The 17,407-nt window shown below is 40.3% G+C and carries 18 protein-coding genes; 3 read left to right on the forward strand and 15 right to left on the reverse strand.

The window, feature by feature from the left end; translation table 11 throughout:
* Positions 1–92 precede the first annotated feature (92 nt).
* From M3175_RS08210 to M3175_RS08245, 8 genes are all read right to left on the reverse strand, one after another.
* Positions 93–398, reverse strand: a complete 306-nt coding sequence (locus M3175_RS08210; protein ID WP_251517444.1) for a thioredoxin family protein — start codon at positions 396–398, stop codon at positions 93–95.
* 14 nt (positions 399–412) lie between these two features.
* Positions 413–769 (reverse strand): toprim domain-containing protein, encoded by a 357-nt coding sequence (locus tag M3175_RS08215; RefSeq protein ID WP_119709832.1) that lies wholly within the window; start codon positions 767–769, stop codon positions 413–415.
* Positions 770–896: 127 nt separating this feature from the next.
* The gene (locus M3175_RS08220; protein WP_251517447.1) at positions 897–1,148 is read right to left on the reverse strand and encodes a YusG family protein; all 252 of its coding nucleotides are present in this window, start codon (positions 1,146–1,148) and stop codon (positions 897–899) included.
* A gap of 89 nt (positions 1,149–1,237) precedes the next feature.
* Positions 1,238–1,621 (reverse strand): glycine cleavage system protein GcvH, encoded by a 384-nt coding sequence (gene gcvH / locus M3175_RS08225; protein ID WP_119709834.1) that lies wholly within the window; start codon positions 1,619–1,621, stop codon positions 1,238–1,240.
* Between the two features lie 35 nt (positions 1,622–1,656).
* Complete coding sequence (locus M3175_RS08230) at positions 1,657–2,019, reverse strand: arsenate reductase family protein (protein WP_251517452.1); 363 nt, start codon at positions 2,017–2,019, stop codon at positions 1,657–1,659.
* Between the two features lie 144 nt (positions 2,020–2,163).
* Positions 2,164–3,948: an acyl-CoA dehydrogenase FadE gene (locus M3175_RS08235; RefSeq protein WP_251517455.1), complete on the reverse strand. Its 1,785-nt coding sequence runs from the start codon at positions 3,946–3,948 to the stop codon at positions 2,164–2,166.
* An 18-nt stretch (positions 3,949–3,966) separates the two neighbouring features.
* Entirely contained in the window at positions 3,967–5,142 is a 1,176-nt protein-coding gene (locus M3175_RS08240; protein WP_251517705.1) for an acetyl-CoA C-acetyltransferase, read from the reverse strand.
* A 47-nt stretch (positions 5,143–5,189) separates the two neighbouring features.
* Complete coding sequence (locus M3175_RS08245) at positions 5,190–7,574, reverse strand: 3-hydroxyacyl-CoA dehydrogenase/enoyl-CoA hydratase family protein (protein WP_251517710.1); 2,385 nt, start codon at positions 7,572–7,574, stop codon at positions 5,190–5,192.
* Positions 7,575–7,798: 224 nt separating this feature from the next.
* Here M3175_RS08245 and M3175_RS08250 point away from each other — a divergent pair, with 224 nt between their 5' ends.
* Positions 7,799–7,930: a YuzL family protein gene (locus M3175_RS08250; protein WP_251517458.1), complete on the forward strand. Its 132-nt coding sequence runs from the start codon at positions 7,799–7,801 to the stop codon at positions 7,928–7,930.
* Between the two features lie 543 nt (positions 7,931–8,473).
* On the opposite strand, the gene M3175_RS08255 is transcribed toward M3175_RS08250, so the two are convergent.
* The 6 genes from M3175_RS08255 to M3175_RS08280 all read right to left on the reverse strand — a co-directional run bounded on the left by M3175_RS08255 (position 8,474) and on the right by M3175_RS08280 (position 13,491).
* On the reverse strand, positions 8,474–9,391 hold the full coding sequence (locus tag M3175_RS08255) for a proline dehydrogenase family protein (protein ID WP_251517462.1): 918 nt from the start codon (positions 9,389–9,391) through the stop codon (positions 8,474–8,476).
* Positions 9,392–9,553: 162 nt separating this feature from the next.
* The gene (locus M3175_RS08260; RefSeq protein ID WP_251517466.1) at positions 9,554–9,802 is read right to left on the reverse strand and encodes a YusU family protein; all 249 of its coding nucleotides are present in this window, start codon (positions 9,800–9,802) and stop codon (positions 9,554–9,556) included.
* A complete protein-coding gene (locus M3175_RS08265; protein ID WP_251517470.1) occupies positions 9,792–10,595 on the reverse strand; it encodes an IucA/IucC family C-terminal-domain containing protein in 804 nt (267 codons plus the stop codon). The genes M3175_RS08260 and M3175_RS08265 overlap by 11 nt, the downstream gene beginning before the upstream one ends.
* A complete protein-coding gene (locus M3175_RS08270; RefSeq protein WP_251517474.1) occupies positions 10,588–11,409 on the reverse strand; it encodes an ABC transporter ATP-binding protein in 822 nt (273 codons plus the stop codon). Before M3175_RS08270 ends, M3175_RS08265 begins: the two co-directional genes overlap by 8 nt.
* A gap of 25 nt (positions 11,410–11,434) precedes the next feature.
* A complete protein-coding gene (locus M3175_RS08275; RefSeq protein ID WP_251517478.1) occupies positions 11,435–12,490 on the reverse strand; it encodes a FecCD family ABC transporter permease in 1,056 nt (351 codons plus the stop codon).
* Positions 12,487–13,491: a FecCD family ABC transporter permease gene (locus tag M3175_RS08280; RefSeq protein ID WP_251517481.1), complete on the reverse strand. Its 1,005-nt coding sequence runs from the start codon at positions 13,489–13,491 to the stop codon at positions 12,487–12,489. The genes M3175_RS08275 and M3175_RS08280 overlap by 4 nt, the downstream gene beginning before the upstream one ends.
* Before the next feature lie 239 nt (positions 13,492–13,730).
* Between M3175_RS08280 and M3175_RS08285 the strand changes: the two genes are divergently transcribed.
* Positions 13,731–14,708, forward strand: a complete 978-nt coding sequence (locus M3175_RS08285; protein ID WP_251517484.1) for an ABC transporter substrate-binding protein — start codon at positions 13,731–13,733, stop codon at positions 14,706–14,708.
* A gap of 104 nt (positions 14,709–14,812) precedes the next feature.
* Here M3175_RS08285 and M3175_RS08290 read toward each other — a convergent pair whose 3' ends face one another.
* Complete coding sequence (locus M3175_RS08290) at positions 14,813–15,985, reverse strand: FtsW/RodA/SpoVE family cell cycle protein (protein ID WP_251517487.1); 1,173 nt, start codon at positions 15,983–15,985, stop codon at positions 14,813–14,815.
* Between the two features lie 258 nt (positions 15,986–16,243).
* Here M3175_RS08290 and spoIIP point away from each other — a divergent pair, with 258 nt between their 5' ends.
* Entirely contained in the window at positions 16,244–17,368 is a 1,125-nt protein-coding gene (gene spoIIP, locus M3175_RS08295; RefSeq protein WP_251517490.1) for a stage II sporulation protein P, read from the forward strand.
* Positions 17,369–17,407: the final 39 nt, after the last annotated feature.

Raw genomic sequence — 17,407 nt, forward strand, 5'->3', positions numbered from 1 at the left:
AAATATGTCAACTTTTTGAACGAAATTACTTTTACTGTCGAAGAGATTAGGAAATCCACAAATAAAAAAATCAGACATGTACCGTCTGATTCCTAAAAAGATTTTAAGCTTTCATATAAAAATGGTACCGATTGAAAAGCATAAATTTTCTTAACCAGTTCATTGTTTCTTATAACAAGTAAACAGGGAACGGACTCAATCGAATATTGTTCAGCTAAGTCCGACACAAAATTCAAATCTGCCTTTAACCAGTTATGGTGTGGCAAAAGCTCTTCAACGACCCTTAACATTTTTCCTGCCACTTGGCATGTACCACATAATGGTGTGTACAAGTAGAGAAATTTTGTTTCCTCAGCTGAGAGGAGCCGTTCCCTATTATTATCCAGCAACTCTTGCATGTTGTTACCCCTTCTTACACTTTGTCTAAAAATTGCGTAAAGACGTCGATGTTTGCCCCAAGCAGTACAGTAGCTAAATGATGTTCTGGTGCAGTAGCGACCTCCCTGTAAGTTCGATCGATGTATAAATGGTCTGCTTCTGGAAATTCCCGTTTGAAAAGTCTTCGAAGCTTTTCTCCAGCTTCATCAGCATCGACAAGGATATAGACATCCTTTCCAAACAAATCATCAATGATTTCATCGAGTTTCGAAAGAGATATCGTTCCATTTGTACAAATAATGTCTACAGGCTCCTTAATAACCTTTTGCACCTTCTTTTTGTCTGACGTACCTTCCACAATAATTACTTTTTCAGGTCTCATTTCAGTCATATGCATCACCTGTGAACATGTTGTATTTTCTTTACTTTATTCATTATTCTCGAAAGAGGTGTACAATTCCTCTAACTATTTACGATTATAAAAAAATAAACAGCGGAAAAAAACCGCTGCCCTAGAATTAACACCATCCACCTTCATCACAATCCGTATATCTGGGTTCGTCGCTGGATGGAGTGGACACAAGCTGGAAAATTTTCTCTCCAGCACTTTCAAAATGATGCTCAAGCTGCATATCACTCCCACTCGGTAAAGTAACCTTTCCGATTTTCTCATTCTCTAGATAAAGCACTATTTCGCCATTTTGAAGCTTTCCGACAACACGGTCTGTAATATCTAATTTTCCTTGCTGCAAAGTCATGTTGTAAGCCATCCCTTTCTTTTCTGTCTTAGGAGTAGCATGCCCATGTTTGCTAGAAAAAAAAGAGACAATAAAAGACACCTAAAAGGTGCCTCTTGTGATTAGTCTTCGTTAATCATTTCTTCGTATTGCTCAGCTGTCATTAGGTTATCCACTTCACTTGCGTCAGTTGGCTCAACAACAATCATCCAAGCTTTTTCATATGGTGACTCATTAACGAACTCTGGGCTGTCGTTTAAATCTTCGTTTACTTCTACTACTTTTCCGCTTACTGGAGCGTAAAGTTCAGAAACTGTTTTAACAGATTCAACGCTACCGAATGGCTCATCAGCAGTTACTGTGTCACCTACTTCTGGAAGTTCAACAAACACGATGTCACCAAGCTCCGATTGAGCGAAATGTGTAATACCGATACGAACGGTATTTCCTTCTGTTTTTACCCATTCATGTTCTTCAGAATAACGTAGATCCTTTGGTGTACTCACGATAAAACCCCTCCATATTATGTATTAATTGTTGGTTACTTTGTAAGCCATACTTTTTCATAGTCTGCTTCCTTAAAGCCAAGCGTTACTTTCTCTCCATCTGTTAGCAATGGGCGCTTGATTAACATTCCATCCGAGGAAAGAAGCTCAAGAAGCTCGTCCTCTGAAGATGTTGCGATTTTATCTTTTACACCGAGCTCGCGGTATTTTTGTCCGCTCGTGTTGAAGAATTTTTTCAGCTCAAGTCCACTTGCTTTATAGTAGGATTGAAGTTCCGCTTTTGAAGGAGGCTGCTCTACGATATGTACCTCTTGATACTCAATATTGTGAGAATCCAGCCATTTTTTCGCGTTTCGACAGGTTCCACATTTCGGATACCAATAGAAGGTCAATGCCATGTTACCACCATCCTTTTACACTTTCAATTGCATATTAACATAATTAGGTACAAATTCATAACTTTGACTACGAAATTTCCGTGGATTTTCTACTTTACGAACAAATCCCCCCTTCATCTATTTAAAGGGGGGGGGATTTTGTAGTTATAGAACAAATTTTTCTGCTTCGATTAGTTTTTCGGATGCTTCTCGCTTTTTCGCAATAACGTTAATTGGAGTGTGTCTTATAAATTTACGTAGGGCGGAAATCATCATGCGCAGTGCATCACCTGTTTCTGTTGCAACAAGTGTTTCCTTTGCATGCTGCTCAATTTCATTGAACGCTTCCTGACAGAAGATTTGTGTGTATAAAAGCTTTTGCTTGCTCTTTTCTTCTCCGTCCTTAGCGATTGCTTTTTCTGTTCGTAGAACCACTGATTCCATCGCATAAGCATTAGATACGATATCGGCGATGTTCACTAAGATCTCCTGCTCACGCTCAAGTGCTTTACCAAACTTTTGCGCTGCTAGGCCTGCTGCAAGAAGTCCGATTTTCTTTGCATTTTTCACTAAATACTTTTCTTGAGCTAACGGGGCATCCCCTGGCTCTTCTGGCATAAGCATCATTAGCTCCTCTTGAAGGGCCTGTGCTTTCTGGAATAAAGGAAGTTCCCCTTTAAATGCTTTTCTCAAATAAGTACCTGGCACTAATAGTCGATTGATTTCGTTTGTGCCCTCAAAAATTCGGTTAATTCTAGAATCGCGGTACACTCGTTCAATTTCATACTCACTCATAAAGCCGTAGCCACCGTGAAGCTGTACGCCTTCATCCGCTACATAATCCAACACTTCCGTCGCGAAAAACTTATTTAATGAACACTCAATTGCATATTCAGCAATTGATGCCGCTACCGCTTTCCCATTCTTCACTTCTTCGTCCGATAGCTTACTCATGCGTTCTTCGAAAAGTCCAACTGTACGGTAGACAGAGCTTTCTGCTGCATAAATTCTGGAAGCCATGGTGGCTAGTTTTTCTTTTGTTAAATTGAATTGAGATAGCTTTGTTTTAAATTGTTGACGTTGGTTCGTGTACTTCGTCGTAATTTCAAACGCCGCCTTAGAACCACCGACTGCACCTACCCCAAGCTTATAACGACCAATATTTAAAATGTTAAAGGCGATAATATGGCCTTTGCCATACTCTCCTAAAAGGTTTTCTACCGGTACTTGAGCATCTTCTAAAATCAATGTACGAGTGGAGGAACTCTTAATACCCATCTTCTTTTCTTCTGGACCAACAGACACGCCCGAAAACTCTCTTTCTACGATAAAAGCAGAGAAATGTTCGCCATCAATTTTTGCATAAACAACAAATACATCGGCAAAGCCAGCATTTGTAATCCATTGCTTTTCTCCGTTAAGCACATAGTGGGTTCCTTCTGCATTTAAAACAGCCGTGGTTCTTGCCCCTAATGCATCTGAACCCGAGCCTGGTTCTGTTAATGCATAGGCAGCCAGCTTTTCACCCGTCGCTAGTGTAGGTAAGTATTTTTGCTTTTGTTCTTCGTTCCCAAACAATACGATTGGTAGCGACCCGATTCCAACATGTGCACCGTGTGAAATGGAAAAACCACCTGCACGAGACATTTTTTCTGCAATTAGTGCAGAACTGATTTTATCTAGAGCCAAGCCACCATACTCTTCCGGAACGTCAGCGCCTAGAAGACCGAGTTCACCAGCTTCTTTTAAAAGTTTTACCGAACGTTCAAATTCGTGATTTTCAATATGCTCCACTTGTGGGAGAACTTCATTGGTAACAAAGTCCTCTGTCATTTTTGCGATCATTTTTTGCTCATCTGTATAATCCTCTGGAGTAAAGACTCGATCATAGGAAACATCTTCGATTAGAAAGCTTCCACCTTTAATTAATTTATCTGTTTGATTAGTCATCTTTTTTCCTCCGTTCTATCATAAAAGTTCGAACACTCCGGCAGCACCCATTCCGCCACCGATACACATCGTAACAACCCCAAATTGTTGATTACGTCGCTTCATTTCATGAATTAAAGAAAGGGTTAGCTTAGCTCCGGTACAGCCAAGTGGATGACCTAGTGCAATCGCTCCACCGTTCACATTTACCTTTTCCTCATCAATTCCTAGCTCACGAATGACTTGAATCGATTGAGAAGCGAAGGCTTCATTTAGTTCAAATAATCCGATATCCGATAACTCTAATCCAGCAAGCTTTAGTGCTTTTGGAATGGCTACAACTGGGCCGATCCCCATAATTTCAGGTGGCACACCTCCAACAGCGAATGACCGGAATTTGACAAGTGGCGTGAGTCCACTAGCCTCTGCTTTTTCACGATCCATTACCATGACGGCTGCGGCTCCATCACTTGTTTGCGAGGAATTCCCTGCTGTAACGGTTCCTGTTACCGAAAAGGCTGGACGAAGCTTCGCCAATGTTTCTACGGTTGACTCAGGACGAACCCCCTCGTCTTGACTAAAAACGAATGGTTTTTCGATTAGTTTATTTTCTTTTCCAACCGAGCGAAGAATAACGTCTACTGGTACAATTTCATCAACAAACTTTCCTTCTTGAAGAGCTTTCGCTGCTTTTTGATGACTTCTAACCGCAAAAGCATCCTGATCTTCACGAGAAATTCCAAATTTCTTTGCTACCTCTTCTGCTGTATGCCCCATCCCCATATAGTACTGAGGAGCTGTTTCAGCGAGTTTGACATTGGGTCTTACTACATGACCCATCATTGGTACTAAGCTCATGGATTCTGCTCCACCCGCAATGATGGTGTCGGCATGACCAATCATGATCTTTTCTGCCGCATAGGCAATCGATTGAAGCCCTGATGAACAATAACGATTGATGGTGATTGCAGGGACTGTATCAGGAAGCCCAGCAAGTGCCCCAATATTCCGCGCCATATTTAACCCTTGCTCTGCTTCAGGCATAGCACATCCAATAATTAAGTCATCAATATTTCCATCGTAATTTCCTACCCGCTTTAAGGTTTCTTTTACAACCAGTGCACCGAGATCATCAGGTCTAACACTGGCAAGCGACCCTTTTTTTGATTTTCCGACTGGAGTTCGTGCTCCAGCAACGATAACCGCTTCTCTCATCACGTTCCCTCGCTTCCTATTTATGCTACTATCACTCTATTAATCTATTAGTTTCGCAACGGCTTTCCTTTTAGAAGCATATGCTGCATTCTTGCTTGCGATTTTGGCTCTGCAGTTAAGCTCAAGAATGCCTCTTTTTCTAGGTCAAGCAAGTATTGTTCATCGACTTCTGTTCCGAAAGGCACTTTTCCGCCTGCTATCACATAAGCTAGTTTCTTTGCAATTTTTAAATCATGCTCTGAAATATATCCCGAGTAATGCATCGTTTGTGCTCCTAAAAGTAAGGTGGCATAACCCGTTTCACCTACGACTGGAATTTTCTTTCGAACGGGTGGCTTATACCCTTTGTCATAAAGTGCTAGAACAGCCTGCTTCGCATCATAAAGCTGGTGGTCTCCGTTTACACTGACAGCATCTGCTTTATTCAAGAAGTTGTTTTCACGCGCTTCCTCTCCCGATGTGGACACCTTTGCCATCGCAATCGTTTCAAACACTTTATTCGCCACATTTTGAAGGTCAAATGGAACTCCGTTTGGCATGCTATTTAAGAATTTCATGTATAGCTCTTTGTTTCCGCCACCACCAGGGATAAGACCTACCCCGACTTCCACGAGTCCCATATACGTTTCCATAGTCGCTTGAATATGTGCAGTCGGTAGGCAAACCTCTGCTCCACCACCAAGGGTCATCGCAAATGGTGCGGCAACAACCGGCTTTGTACTGTACTTAATTTTCATCATCGCTTGCTGGAAGTGACGAACAACCATATCAATTTCAAAAATATTATCATCTTGTGCTTCCATTAGAATCATGGCAAGATTTGCACCGACGCAGAAGTTCTTCCCTTGATTCCCAATCACTAAGCCCTTGAAATTCTTTTCCACTTCATCAACAGCAAAATTAATCATTTGCACAATATCAAGCCCAATGGCATTACTTTGTGAGTGGAATTCTAGAAGGGCCACTCCATCTCCAAGATCAATCAAGCTTGCACCACTATTTTTCTTAATCACGCCACGCTGTTTTTTGATTTTTTTCAGGTTAATAACCTTTTGGTTTTCTTCGACAAGCCTGTATTCACCATTGGTATAGAAGAAAAGATCACCGTTCTCTTCTTCCTTATAAAAGCTGGTATGGCCATTTGCTAGCATTTCCTTTATCCAGCTTGGAACGGCCAGACCGTCTTTCTCCATTTTGGCAATTGATTTTTCTAGTCCAATAGCATCCCATACTTCAAATGGACCTTGCTCCCAACCAAAGCCCCATTTCATGGCACGATCAATCGCGACGATATCATCGGCAATCGTACCGAGTAAATCCGCAGAATACACAAGTACTGGACTAAAAATATTCCATAGTAGTTCTCCTGCACGATCGTTTGCATATACAAGCGCTTTCATTTTATTTACTAAGCCCTTTTCCTGTTTACTCATTTCAATAGAGGAGGTTTTTAATTTTTTTCGTTCTACGTATTCAAGAGTGGCCGGATCTAATTCAAGTATTTCTTTCCCTTTTTTCAGGAAGAACCCTTGACCAGATTTGCTTCCAAGCCACCCTTTTTCAAGCATTTGATTCATAAAGGCAGGTACCTCAAATACTTCTTTCTCTGCACCATTTACTTGGTCATATACGTTTTTTGCTACGTGCGCAAAAGTATCTAGTCCAACTACATCCAATGTACGGAAGGTTGCACTCTTCGGTCGTCCGATTAGCGGTCCTGTTACAGAATCCACTTCTCCAACACTGTATCCACCTTTTAACATTTCCCTTACTGTCACTAACAGACCGTACGTACCAATTCGGTTAGCAATAAAATTTGGCGTGTCCTTAGCGATAACCACACCTTTTCCGAGAATATCTTCACCGTACTGCTTCATAAAATGAAGTACATCGGGTGAAGTATGCTGAGTTGGAATGATTTCTAAAAGCTTTAAGTATCTAGGTGGATTAAAAAAGTGAGTACCAAGGAAATGCTGTTGGAAGTCTTCAGAGCGGCCTTCTACCATTGCCTCTACAGAAATACCAGATGTATTTGAGCTTACAAAGCTACCAGGCTTTCGATATTGATCAACCTTCTTGAAAATCTGCTGCTTAATGGCTAAGTTTTCGACAACTACTTCAATTATCCAGTCAACTTCACTAAGTCTTGATAGATCATCTTCAAAGTTTCCTGCTTCGATGAGGGTTAAATTGTTTTTTGAGGTTAATGGTGCAGGTTTTTGCTTTAACAGCTTTTGTACTGCTGTTTGGCTGATACGATTTCTGACTGCTTTATCTTCTAGTGTTAACCCCTTTTTCTTCTCGTCTTCAGTTAGTTCGCGCGGAACAATATCTAATAGCAATGTTGGAATCCCGATATTGGCAAGGTGTGCGGCTATACCAGACCCCATTACCCCCGAGCCTAAAACGGCAGCCTTTTTAATTTGTTGGATCAACTTTTGTCTCCCCCTTTAGCTTTTTTTGAGTGGATTCATTAGTTTGAATGAATACTCATTCATTTTTGGTTACTTTTATCATAAGATATTTAAAAATATTACGCAATCCTTTGTCGTTGAAATTTGAAAATTTTTTGAAATTTACATTATTTTATGCGGTCAATAGAATCCTATGATTGTGGATATGTTATACACGAGGGAAAAAGTTTGGGGGTGTACACATGGCAAAGATAAAGAAAAATCCATCAAAGGCTGGCGTAAGTGCCGCTAGCGTAAAGGGTGATGCTGGCCCAACTGTTGAAAATGATGGTGGTGGAAAACGAAACAGCCAGAACAACCAGTATAAAAAATAATGATAAGTGTACCCGCACTCGATATGGTGTCGGGTACGTTTTTTTGTTGGGGTCGTAGTTGAAGGACGTTGCCCCCTTTCCAAGCCTTCCTAACGTTCTTCATTCACCTGTTGAAAGACGTTGCCCCCTTTCCAAGCCTTCCTAACGTTCTTCATTCACCTGTTGAAGGACGTTGCCCCCTTTCCATGCCTTCCTAACGTTCTTCATTCACCTGTTGAAGGACGTTGCCCCCTCTCCAAGCCTTCCTAACGTTCTTCATTCACCTGTTGAAGGACGTTGCCCCCTTTCCAAGCATTCCTAACGTTCTTCATTCACCTGTTGAAGGACGTTGCCCCCTCTCCAAGCCTTCCTAACGTTCTTCATTCACCTGTTGAAAGACGTTACCCCCTTTCCAAGCCTTTCTAACGTTCTTCATTCACCTGTTGAAGGACGTTGCCCCCTTTAAATAGCTGCAAAATATTGTTCAATTTAAAGTTCTTAACTCCCTTCATCCTTCGAAGGACATAAAAAACTACCCACTCAAACGAATGGGTAGTTCCTTACTTATTTTTTAAACATACCCTTTAGTACGAAGGCTACATTTGCTGGGCGTTCGGCTAGACGGCGCATGAAGTAGCCGTACCAGTCGGTTCCATACGGGACGTATACTCTCATTTTATACCCTTCTTCAACAAGTTCAACTTGCCGTTCCGGTCGGATGCCGTAGAGCATCTGGAATTCAAATTGGTCAGTGCTTATGGCATTGGTTTTGGCTAAATGCTTGGTGTATTCAATAATCGCATCATCGTGGGTGGCAACAGCCGTGTAATTTCCGTTTAGCATATGCATCTTAATAATCTTTTTGAAATTTTCATCCACGTCTTTTTTTACTGGAAAGGCTACCTCCGGGGATTCTTTATAAGCTCCCTTTACTAAGCGTAGGTTCGGATGATAGTGGTTCAGTTCTGCAATATCCTTTTCCGTTCGATATAAATAGGCCTGGATGACTGTACCAACATGGTCATATTCACTTTTTAATATCTTAAAAATATCGATTGTTTTCTGTGCACGAGAGTAGTTTTCCATATCTATCGTTACGAACACATCGTTCTTTTTTGCTGCTTCTAGTATTCTTCTCATATTGTGAAGAACAACGTCATCAGAAATATCTAATCCCATCGACGTCATTTTTAATGATAATTGTGATTGGAGTTTTTCCCGCCCTATAGCTTCTATCGCAAGAATGGAGTTGTCAGCCATTTCATTTGCTTCTTTCTCATTGTCGACAAATTCCCCTAAATAATCGATTGTAACAAGTAGACCATTTTTATTGAGGTCTTGAATAACACGTGTTGCGAGTTCAATTGTTTCACCAGCAACAAACCGTGATGCACCGAATCTTAATCCATATCGCTTTGCTAGTCTAGTTAATGCTTTGTTTTTAGAAAGGAATAAAAAGAAATCTCTCATCAATTGTTCCATTGTGTTATCCCTCCTGCAAGCGTTTACTATAGCTATATGAAAAGGAAAAGCTAAGCGTTTCTACCTGTCATTTTACCATTTCCGATCGTCATTTCCTACGATGATGGAAAGGAATCGAACAAGATCGGACCATGAAAAAACCGAACCCATTTGGACTCGGCTTTATTCCTTCGCTTGTCTGTGCGCTTCATTTAATTCTTTGATTTCATTAATTGTTTCCTTAATCTCATTCTTAGCATCAGGATACGTGTCGTTCCAATGCTTAACAAGAGCTGGCATTGATTTGCTCATGTGAGAGTACAGGATCCACGCCTTCACTTTTTCCACATGATCAGCATCTGCCTCACCTAGTAGCAACTCGGTATATTTAGTTAATAGTCCATTGATCTTTTCATCTAAGTTATTGCTCACGAGTTCCCTCCGTTCTTATGTACCTTTTTGGTCGATTACAAGTTTGTGGACAAATTTTACAACGGTCCGATGTTCCTGTTAAAGCATAAAAGAAGCAACACGTGGTTCGTACACGAACTTCTTCTCCAAGCTCAGGAATATAACGTTTTACATGAAAATGCTTTTTTATGGGATTTTCGTGATAACTCCCAAACAATGAGCCAGGTGCTTGTTGAGCAATGAAGTGTAGGTCTTCCACTGCACGGCCACGAACCTCTTCATCTTCATGTTCAGACAACACGGATTCATACAGCCAAAAAATATAAATCGCAATATTTTCCCATAATACGAGTTTGGATTGCTTGGACTCCGTCTTCACACTCTCCACAATAGGAGTAACGATATTGGAGAAAAAGTCAGCAATGGCTTCATATCTCCATTGGTCTCTATCACCTGTTGGTTCACTGATTCTCCACTCTGAGAAAAAGAACGTAGGCAGCCAGAGTGGATCTTGTTCGTCTGTTTGAAGATGCATATGCTCGAGCTGTATATGAAATCGTTTGTTAAAAGCGGTCATCGCATACAAATAAATAGCTGATAGAAAAGCGTATCTTTTAATAAACATGGACGCTGTCACTTTTACATTCGGCGAACCAATATGCTCGGAAGCCCGACTGATAAAGGTTCGAAGCTGATCTTTTTGAAGAAGCTCACTTAACGTAATCGATAAATCAGATTCCTGATGAACCTTTTCCAATGTAAATCGGTAATTCTTCAGTTGACTTAATTCTGTTTCTGAAAAAAATTTATCCATTGACTGCTCCTGCCTGTCTAAATACCGTTCTTCCCTTTCCATATGGGATGCAAAGCGGCGTTCCGAATAAGGGGTCAATGGAGATTTCGCAATCCATGTCGAATACCCTTTTCACAAGACCTCTTGTCACTACATCCTCGGGTTTCCCCATAGCTGCTATTTTCTTATCCTTTACTGCAACGATATTATGTGCATAACGACACGCTAAATTTAAGTCATGAAGCACCATCACGATCGTCCGATTTTCCCTCTCATTCAGCTCAAATAATAAATCTAGTATTTCTATTTGATGTGTCATATCTAAATAGGTGGTTGGTTCGTCCAAAAGAATAAAGTCTGTATCCTGTGCTAATGTCATCGCAATCCATGCTCTCTGACGTTGACCTCCTGAAAGAGAGTCTACTGACCGTTCCTTCAAATCGAGCAAACCGGTTGCTTCAAGCGCTTCATAGACCTTTTCTTCATCCTCACTAGACCATTGCTTCAGCCATGTTTGGTAGGGATAGCGCCCTTGTTTCACCAGCTGAAGAACCGTCAAACCCTCAGGAGCAACTGGCCCCTGAGGCAACACAGCCATTTGCTTTGCCACATCTTTTGAGGACATCTTGGCAATTTCTTTTCCATTTAAAACGATTTCTCCGCTTTTTGGCTTTAATAGCCGAGCGATTGACCGTAGAAGAGTTGATTTTCCGCATCCATTTCCACCGATAAATACAGTAATTTCGCCTTTTGGAATTGTTAAATTTAATTCATCTATAATGATGGAGTCACCATATGAAAGTGTTAATTGTTTCGTTTCAATAGCTTTTTTCATCCTTATTCGTACTCCTTCCCTGACCTTATGCATTTCTTGTTTTAAAAAGAAGATAAATAAAGTACGGTGCACCGATACCTGCTGTAAATACGCCTGCTGGAATTTCTAATGGAGAGAACATCGTTCGGCCAATCAAATCGGCGACCATGACCAAAATGGCACCGATCAAAGCGGAGACCGGTAGTAACGCCCCATATACTGAGCCCACTAGGCGCCGAGCCATATGTGGTGCCATGAGACCAACAAAACCAATCCCTCCGGCAAAAGCAACAGAACTTCCTATTAAAGCTGTACTTATGAGCAACAGCACGAATCTTAGTTTTTGCACAGAAGTCCCTACACTTGTGGCTACATCATCTCCTAATCCTAGCACATTCACTTTTCTAGCCATAAAAAAGGCCAAAAACATGAGCGTGCATGCCCACGGAACAATCGTAAACACATTGCTCCAAGTTGAGCCATGGACCGTTCCTGTAATCCAAATATTTGCTTGGCTTGCCCGGTAAATTGGGCCAAGGAGCATCATCATTGTAGTTAATGCTTGGAAAAGGGCTGATAAACCGATCCCTATTAATACAAGCCGAACCGGGGATACTCCGTTTTTCCATGCAAAGATATAGACGAGTAAACCCGCAACAGCTGATCCAATAAAAGCTGCAAGCGGCATCCATTGAATGCTAACCGTTAATGCATTGCTTTCATTACTAAAGATGGCCAAAAATAGTACAACGGCTGTTGATGCTCCGCCAGTAATTCCAAGAACATCTGGTGACGCTAATGGATTTCTAATCATCCCCTGTAAAATTCCCCCAGCCACAGCCAGTGACATTCCTACGACTAAAGCGACAATGATTCTTGGCAGACGAAAGGATTGAACCACGAGCTTTTCCATTTCCGTACCCCCACCAAAGAAGACCGAGACCACCGTGACAGGGTTTATTTTCATATCACCTAAACCCGTACTAATAATGAAAATAGACATTGTTACGATCAGCAAGCAAAGCATGACAAAGCTTGCTTTTCTATCTATTAATATAGACACTTTCCCTTGAAACCATCGAAGATTTTGATATTGCTTCACTTTGCGTTAAACCCCCTTCTAGCAATATAGATAAAGAAAGGAGTCCCAATGATCGCTGTCATCACGCCGACTGGTACTTCCTCAGGCATAATGACATACCTTGCAAGAATATCAGCCAAAAGCAATAGAATGGCTCCTAAAAATGCGGAATAGGGAATAACCCATTTATGATCAATTCCGACCATACTTCTTGTAATATGCGGAATCACAATTCCAATAAAGCCGACAGGACCCGCCACTGCTACCGACCCACCTGCTAATAAAATGACAATTACACCGATTCCAATTTTTAATAAACCCGTACGAATGCCAAGTGCTTTAGCCACATCTTCTCCCATGGATAAAACGTTAAGCTTGGAGGAGAGAAGTAACGCACCTATCCATCCAACGACAAGGTAAGGGATAACAGAAACAAGAATTTCGAGCTTTCTCCCTTGAATAGAACCAGCTAACCAAAACAATACCTGTTCTAGTGCGACTTCACTTAATACAAGAAAACCTTGTGTAAAGGAGGAGAACATCGCAGCAATCGCTGCACCAGCCAATGTTAACTTCATCGGAGTGAGTCCTTCTCGTCCGAGGGAACCGATGAAATAGACGCTGATAGCCGCAACAGCTGCACCAAGAAATGCAATCCACGCAAAGGCTTGTAAATGACTAATTTGAAAAAGTGATACAGCGATAACCACAGCAAAACCTGCCCCAGCGTTTATGCCAAAAATGCTAGGTGATGCCAATGGATTCTTTGTTAATGTTTGCATCAAAGCACCTGCGATGGCGAGGCTAGTACCTACTGCAGCTGCAATTAATGCTCTTGGTAATCGCACTGTTTCAATTACTAAATGCTCGTTTGATCCATTATTGTTTTGAAATGCTTCCCATGCCATTTTCCACGATGTATCGGTATACCCATATACAATGCTTGCACCTATTAAATAGAGAAATAATAAAACGATAAAAATGAGTCCAACTATTCTTTGAAAATTATTTTTTAACAGCATCCTTCTTATCCTTTTCTACATATTGTTACTGCTTACAAGATTCAGTCTATTGGATGCCATACACACTGTCAATGATTTTGAGAATCATTTTCATTAGGTAATTCCCTATTATTTTATTATCTAAATGAAAATAAATCTCAATTGCCTATTGACACCCCTTCCAATTCATTTTATGATAATACCCGTAAGTGAAAATGATTATCATTAACAATTACATACATTCATTGTAGGAGGAACTTATGAAACTTATTAAATTTTCTTTCACTATGTTAACCATCTTAATTCTTAGTCTTCTAGCAGCATGCGGAAGCAACGAAGAAGCATCCACAGATAGCAAAAAAGAGGATGCGAAGGCAGAAAATACAAGCTATACTGTTGAGCACGCAATGGGGACAACTACTATTGCTGATACACCTAAAAAGGTTGTTATTTTAACAAATGAAGGAACTGAAGCCTTATTAGCATTAGGAGTAACTCCTGTTGGAGCGGTACAATCTTGGACAGCAAATGGAGATCCTTGGTACGAGCATATTGCTGATGATATGAAGGATGTTCAAGTAGTTGGATTTGAAACAGATACACAAGTAAATCTTGAAGCCATTGCTGCTTTACAACCGGATTTAATTATTGGAAATAAAATGCGTCAAGAATCCATTTACGATCAATTAAGTGCCATTGCTCCTACCGTATTCTCTGAAACATTACGTGGAGACTGGAAGGAAAACTTTGAGCTTTACGCAAAAGCGTTAAATAAAGTAGATGAAGGAAACAAAGTGATTTCTGATTACGATACTCGTGTTGCTGACTTAAAAACAGAGCTTGGTGACCAGCTTCAGAAAAAAGTATCTATCGTTCGTTTCTTAGCGGCTGATGTTCGTATATATCAAAAGGACTCTTTCTCTGGTGTGGTATTAGATCAATTAGGTTTTGCTCGTCCTGAAAGTCAAGATGTGAATGAATTCGCGATCAAAGGTGCAACAAAAGAACAGATTCCATTGATGGATGGAGACATTCTATTCTATTTCACTTATGAAACAGGTGACGGAGCCGCTACTCAAGTAGAGAAGGAATGGATTGAAGATCCACTATTTAAAAACCTTGAGGTTGCTAAGCAAGGTAATGTTTATAAAATTGATGATGCCATCTGGAATACAGCTGGCGGAGTTGTCGCAGCGAACCTGATGCTTGATGATATCGAAAAGTATTTCTTAAAATAAGTTAACTTCTTAAATTTGATATATATGACTAGCTCCTGTTATTACCCCCTCAATATAACAAGGAGTACTCCCCTAAAAAACCCTCGCCATATCGGCGAGGGTTTTTAATCATCACTTGAAAACATATACTTTTTATGGTGATAGCGAATCGAGAAGATTAAGCTAATTGCAAGGAAATTCCCCATGATGGAACTTCCCCCATAACTAATGAATGGAAGCGGAATTCCCGTGATTGGTAAAAGACCAATCGTCATTCCGATATTTTGAAACACGTGGAAGGTAATCATACTAATAATCCCGACACAAATATACGTATAAAACTCATTTTTCGTTTCCATACCAACCTTTGTAATATGGTAGATCAGTAAGAAAAACAAACTAATAATAACGCTAGCTCCGACAAAACCAAATTCTTCGCCCACAATACTAAAGATAAAATCTGTATGACTTTCTGGCAAGTATACTTCTCTCGTACCGTAACCCTTTCCTGTCGTTTCTCCTGAACCAATAGCAAGCAAGGAACGGGTCAGCTGAAAGCCGGTAGAACTTTGATAATTGTAAGGATCAATCCAGGAATAGATTCTCCCAAACTGATACTCCTTAACTCCGAGATACTTTTCTAGTATTTCAGGTTTCCATAGTACTAAGTAGAAAATGACTCCGATCAAAGTGATTCCTGATGAAAAGATCGGGAGAAGAATCTTCCATGATACCCCCGATATAAAAATCATCCCTATCATAATCGCAATCATCACTAGAGATGTTCCTAAATCCGGTTGTTGCATGACGAGCAGTAAAGGTACCATCGTAATAAGAACGATTTTTCCTAATAGGATAAAATCCGTTTGAATCGTTTTGATTCGGTATTTCTCATGATGATCTCCTATTGCCCTTGCAAGTGCGAGGATAATAAAGACCTTCGTGAGTTCAGCTGGCTGAAACGATCCCATAAATGGAACTTTATACCAACTCTTAGCCCCATTAATAACAGGTGCAATACCAGTTGGCGCAATAATTAGAAATGCCAATAAGAAGACACCAAATCCGTACGCATACCAGGAGAGCTTTTTAAGCTGGTCCGAGTCAAGTGTTATGACTGCCACAATAATCCCTATTCCAATTCCATACCAGATGATCTGTTTTAATAAAAAGTTTGAATCATATTGTCCTGTCGATTGCGCGCTGTAAATCGCAATACAGCTCGATAAAAACAGAAGCATTAAGATAAATATTAAATGAAAGTCTATTTTAGACGAAGGCTGTTGATTTGAAGACATAGTAATACTCCCATCTGAAAACATGGTATTCAATACTCCATTATATTTTTAATTCTAGTAAAGCACAACTCTTCTTTCCTGTTTGGGAATGATTACATACCAGTCCTGTAACTAATGTACTGTATAAATGTGAATAAAGTGAGACATTGATATTTCCAATAGTGAAAAACATGGTTTCCTCTTTTCGTGCGATGCTTGTTTCCTTTTTTTCTTCTGAAAAAGTGGATAGGCTCATATAGTAGCTATGGAGGTGTTGACATGAAGTCTTCAAAGCTATCAATATGGACCTTTTTACAAGGCTGGGTGGCTATCATGATAGCTACATTCTTACTTGTAGGAATCGCAACAACCTACACAAATGCCTTTACTTCTGAAACCGTCAAAAAGTGGATTTCGAATATTGACACACATGAATGGCTTGTTTATTTTGTAAAATCGGAGAACCACCATATATATAATGAAAAAGCGAGCTTCACTGTTTCGTCCTTATCAAAGCTCGCTCTAAAGCTGGCAACAAATATTCAACCGGAGGATACAAGAACATTTCTAGGAAGAGAACTCCCTGGATATTCCGTGTTTGATACAAATATCGTAGTTGCCGGTAGCGGTACGAATTTCACTAACCTACCGATCGAATCCGCTCCACCGGTAGAAATACTCTTACAAGAAAGAGAAATAGCAAAGGAAATGCTTAAAGAGGCTGAAGGTGGAAACACCCCAGTGGTGGCAGGAAAAAAAAGTGTATTTATCTATCATACTCATAGCTGGGAGTCATTTTTACCATTATTGAAAAATGCTAAAGAACCGGAAGAGGCTACGAGTAACAATGAATCAGCAAATATCATTGCTGTTGGGAAAAAGCTTACTGAAGAACTAAATACGAATGGCATTAGTGTTCTTCATGATACTACAAGCATGCCTAACCTATTAAAAGAAAATAATCTTACAACTGATCATTCCTACGATCTCTCCCGTAAACTCGTCCAAGAGGCGCTTGGAGGAAATGATGCTATTGATTATGTTATCGATATTCACCGTGATGCACTTCGAAAAGAAAAAACAACAGAGGTCATTAATGGAAAATCTTACGCAAGACTCTTCTTTGTTGTCGGAAAGGCAAATAAAAATTACGAACAGAATTTAAAAGTGGCAACCGAATTAAATGAAATGATTGATGAAAAATATCCGAACTTAAGTCGCGGTGTTCTAGCAAAAGGACTAACAGAAGGAAACGGAGTCTATAATCAAGATTTATCAACAGGATCGATTCTCGTTGAGTTTGGCGGAGTGGATAATGACTTAACTGAGCTGTATAACACGATTGAGGCATTTGCGGAGATCTTTAGTGAATACTATTGGAAGGCAGAGAAGGTAAATGGATAAATTGCATGTTCTCCCTCACCACTATTTATTTTTCACTTT

Origin of the sequence: Robertmurraya korlensis, from assembly GCF_023715225.1 — a bacterium.
Classification (GTDB): Bacteria; Bacillota; Bacilli; order Bacillales; family Cytobacillaceae; genus Robertmurraya_A.

What these genes read in the sequence shown, in the direction of transcription:
- M3175_RS08210 (WP_251517444.1), bottom strand. Translation starts at nt 398, where the DNA reads ATGCAAGAGTTGCTGGATAATAATAGGGAACGGCTCCTCTCAGCTGAG.
- M3175_RS08215 (WP_119709832.1), bottom strand. Translation starts at nt 769, where the DNA reads ATGACTGAAATGAGACCTGAAAAAGTAATTATTGTGGAAGGTACGTCA.
- M3175_RS08220 (WP_251517447.1), bottom strand. Translation starts at nt 1,148, where the DNA reads ATGGCTTACAACATGACTTTGCAGCAAGGAAAATTAGATATTACAGAC.
- M3175_RS08230 (WP_251517452.1), bottom strand. Translation starts at nt 2,019, where the DNA reads ATGGCATTGACCTTCTATTGGTATCCGAAATGTGGAACCTGTCGAAAC.
- M3175_RS08235 (WP_251517455.1), bottom strand. Translation starts at nt 3,948, where the DNA reads ATGACTAATCAAACAGATAAATTAATTAAAGGTGGAAGCTTTCTAATC.
- M3175_RS08240 (WP_251517705.1), bottom strand. Translation starts at nt 5,142, where the DNA reads ATGAGAGAAGCGGTTATCGTTGCTGGAGCACGAACTCCAGTCGGAAAA.
- M3175_RS08250 (WP_251517458.1), top strand. Translation starts at nt 7,799, where the DNA reads ATGGCAAAGATAAAGAAAAATCCATCAAAGGCTGGCGTAAGTGCCGCT.
- M3175_RS08255 (WP_251517462.1), bottom strand. Translation starts at nt 9,391, where the DNA reads ATGGAACAATTGATGAGAGATTTCTTTTTATTCCTTTCTAAAAACAAA.
- M3175_RS08265 (WP_251517470.1), bottom strand. Translation starts at nt 10,595, where the DNA reads ATGGATAAATTTTTTTCAGAAACAGAATTAAGTCAACTGAAGAATTAC.
- M3175_RS08270 (WP_251517474.1), bottom strand. Translation starts at nt 11,409, where the DNA reads ATGAAAAAAGCTATTGAAACGAAACAATTAACACTTTCATATGGTGAC.
- M3175_RS08280 (WP_251517481.1), bottom strand. Translation starts at nt 13,491, where the DNA reads ATGCTGTTAAAAAATAATTTTCAAAGAATAGTTGGACTCATTTTTATC.
- M3175_RS08285 (WP_251517484.1), top strand. Translation starts at nt 13,731, where the DNA reads ATGAAACTTATTAAATTTTCTTTCACTATGTTAACCATCTTAATTCTT.
- M3175_RS08290 (WP_251517487.1), bottom strand. Translation starts at nt 15,985, where the DNA reads ATGTCTTCAAATCAACAGCCTTCGTCTAAAATAGACTTTCATTTAATA.
- spoIIP (WP_251517490.1), top strand. Translation starts at nt 16,244, where the DNA reads ATGAAGTCTTCAAAGCTATCAATATGGACCTTTTTACAAGGCTGGGTG.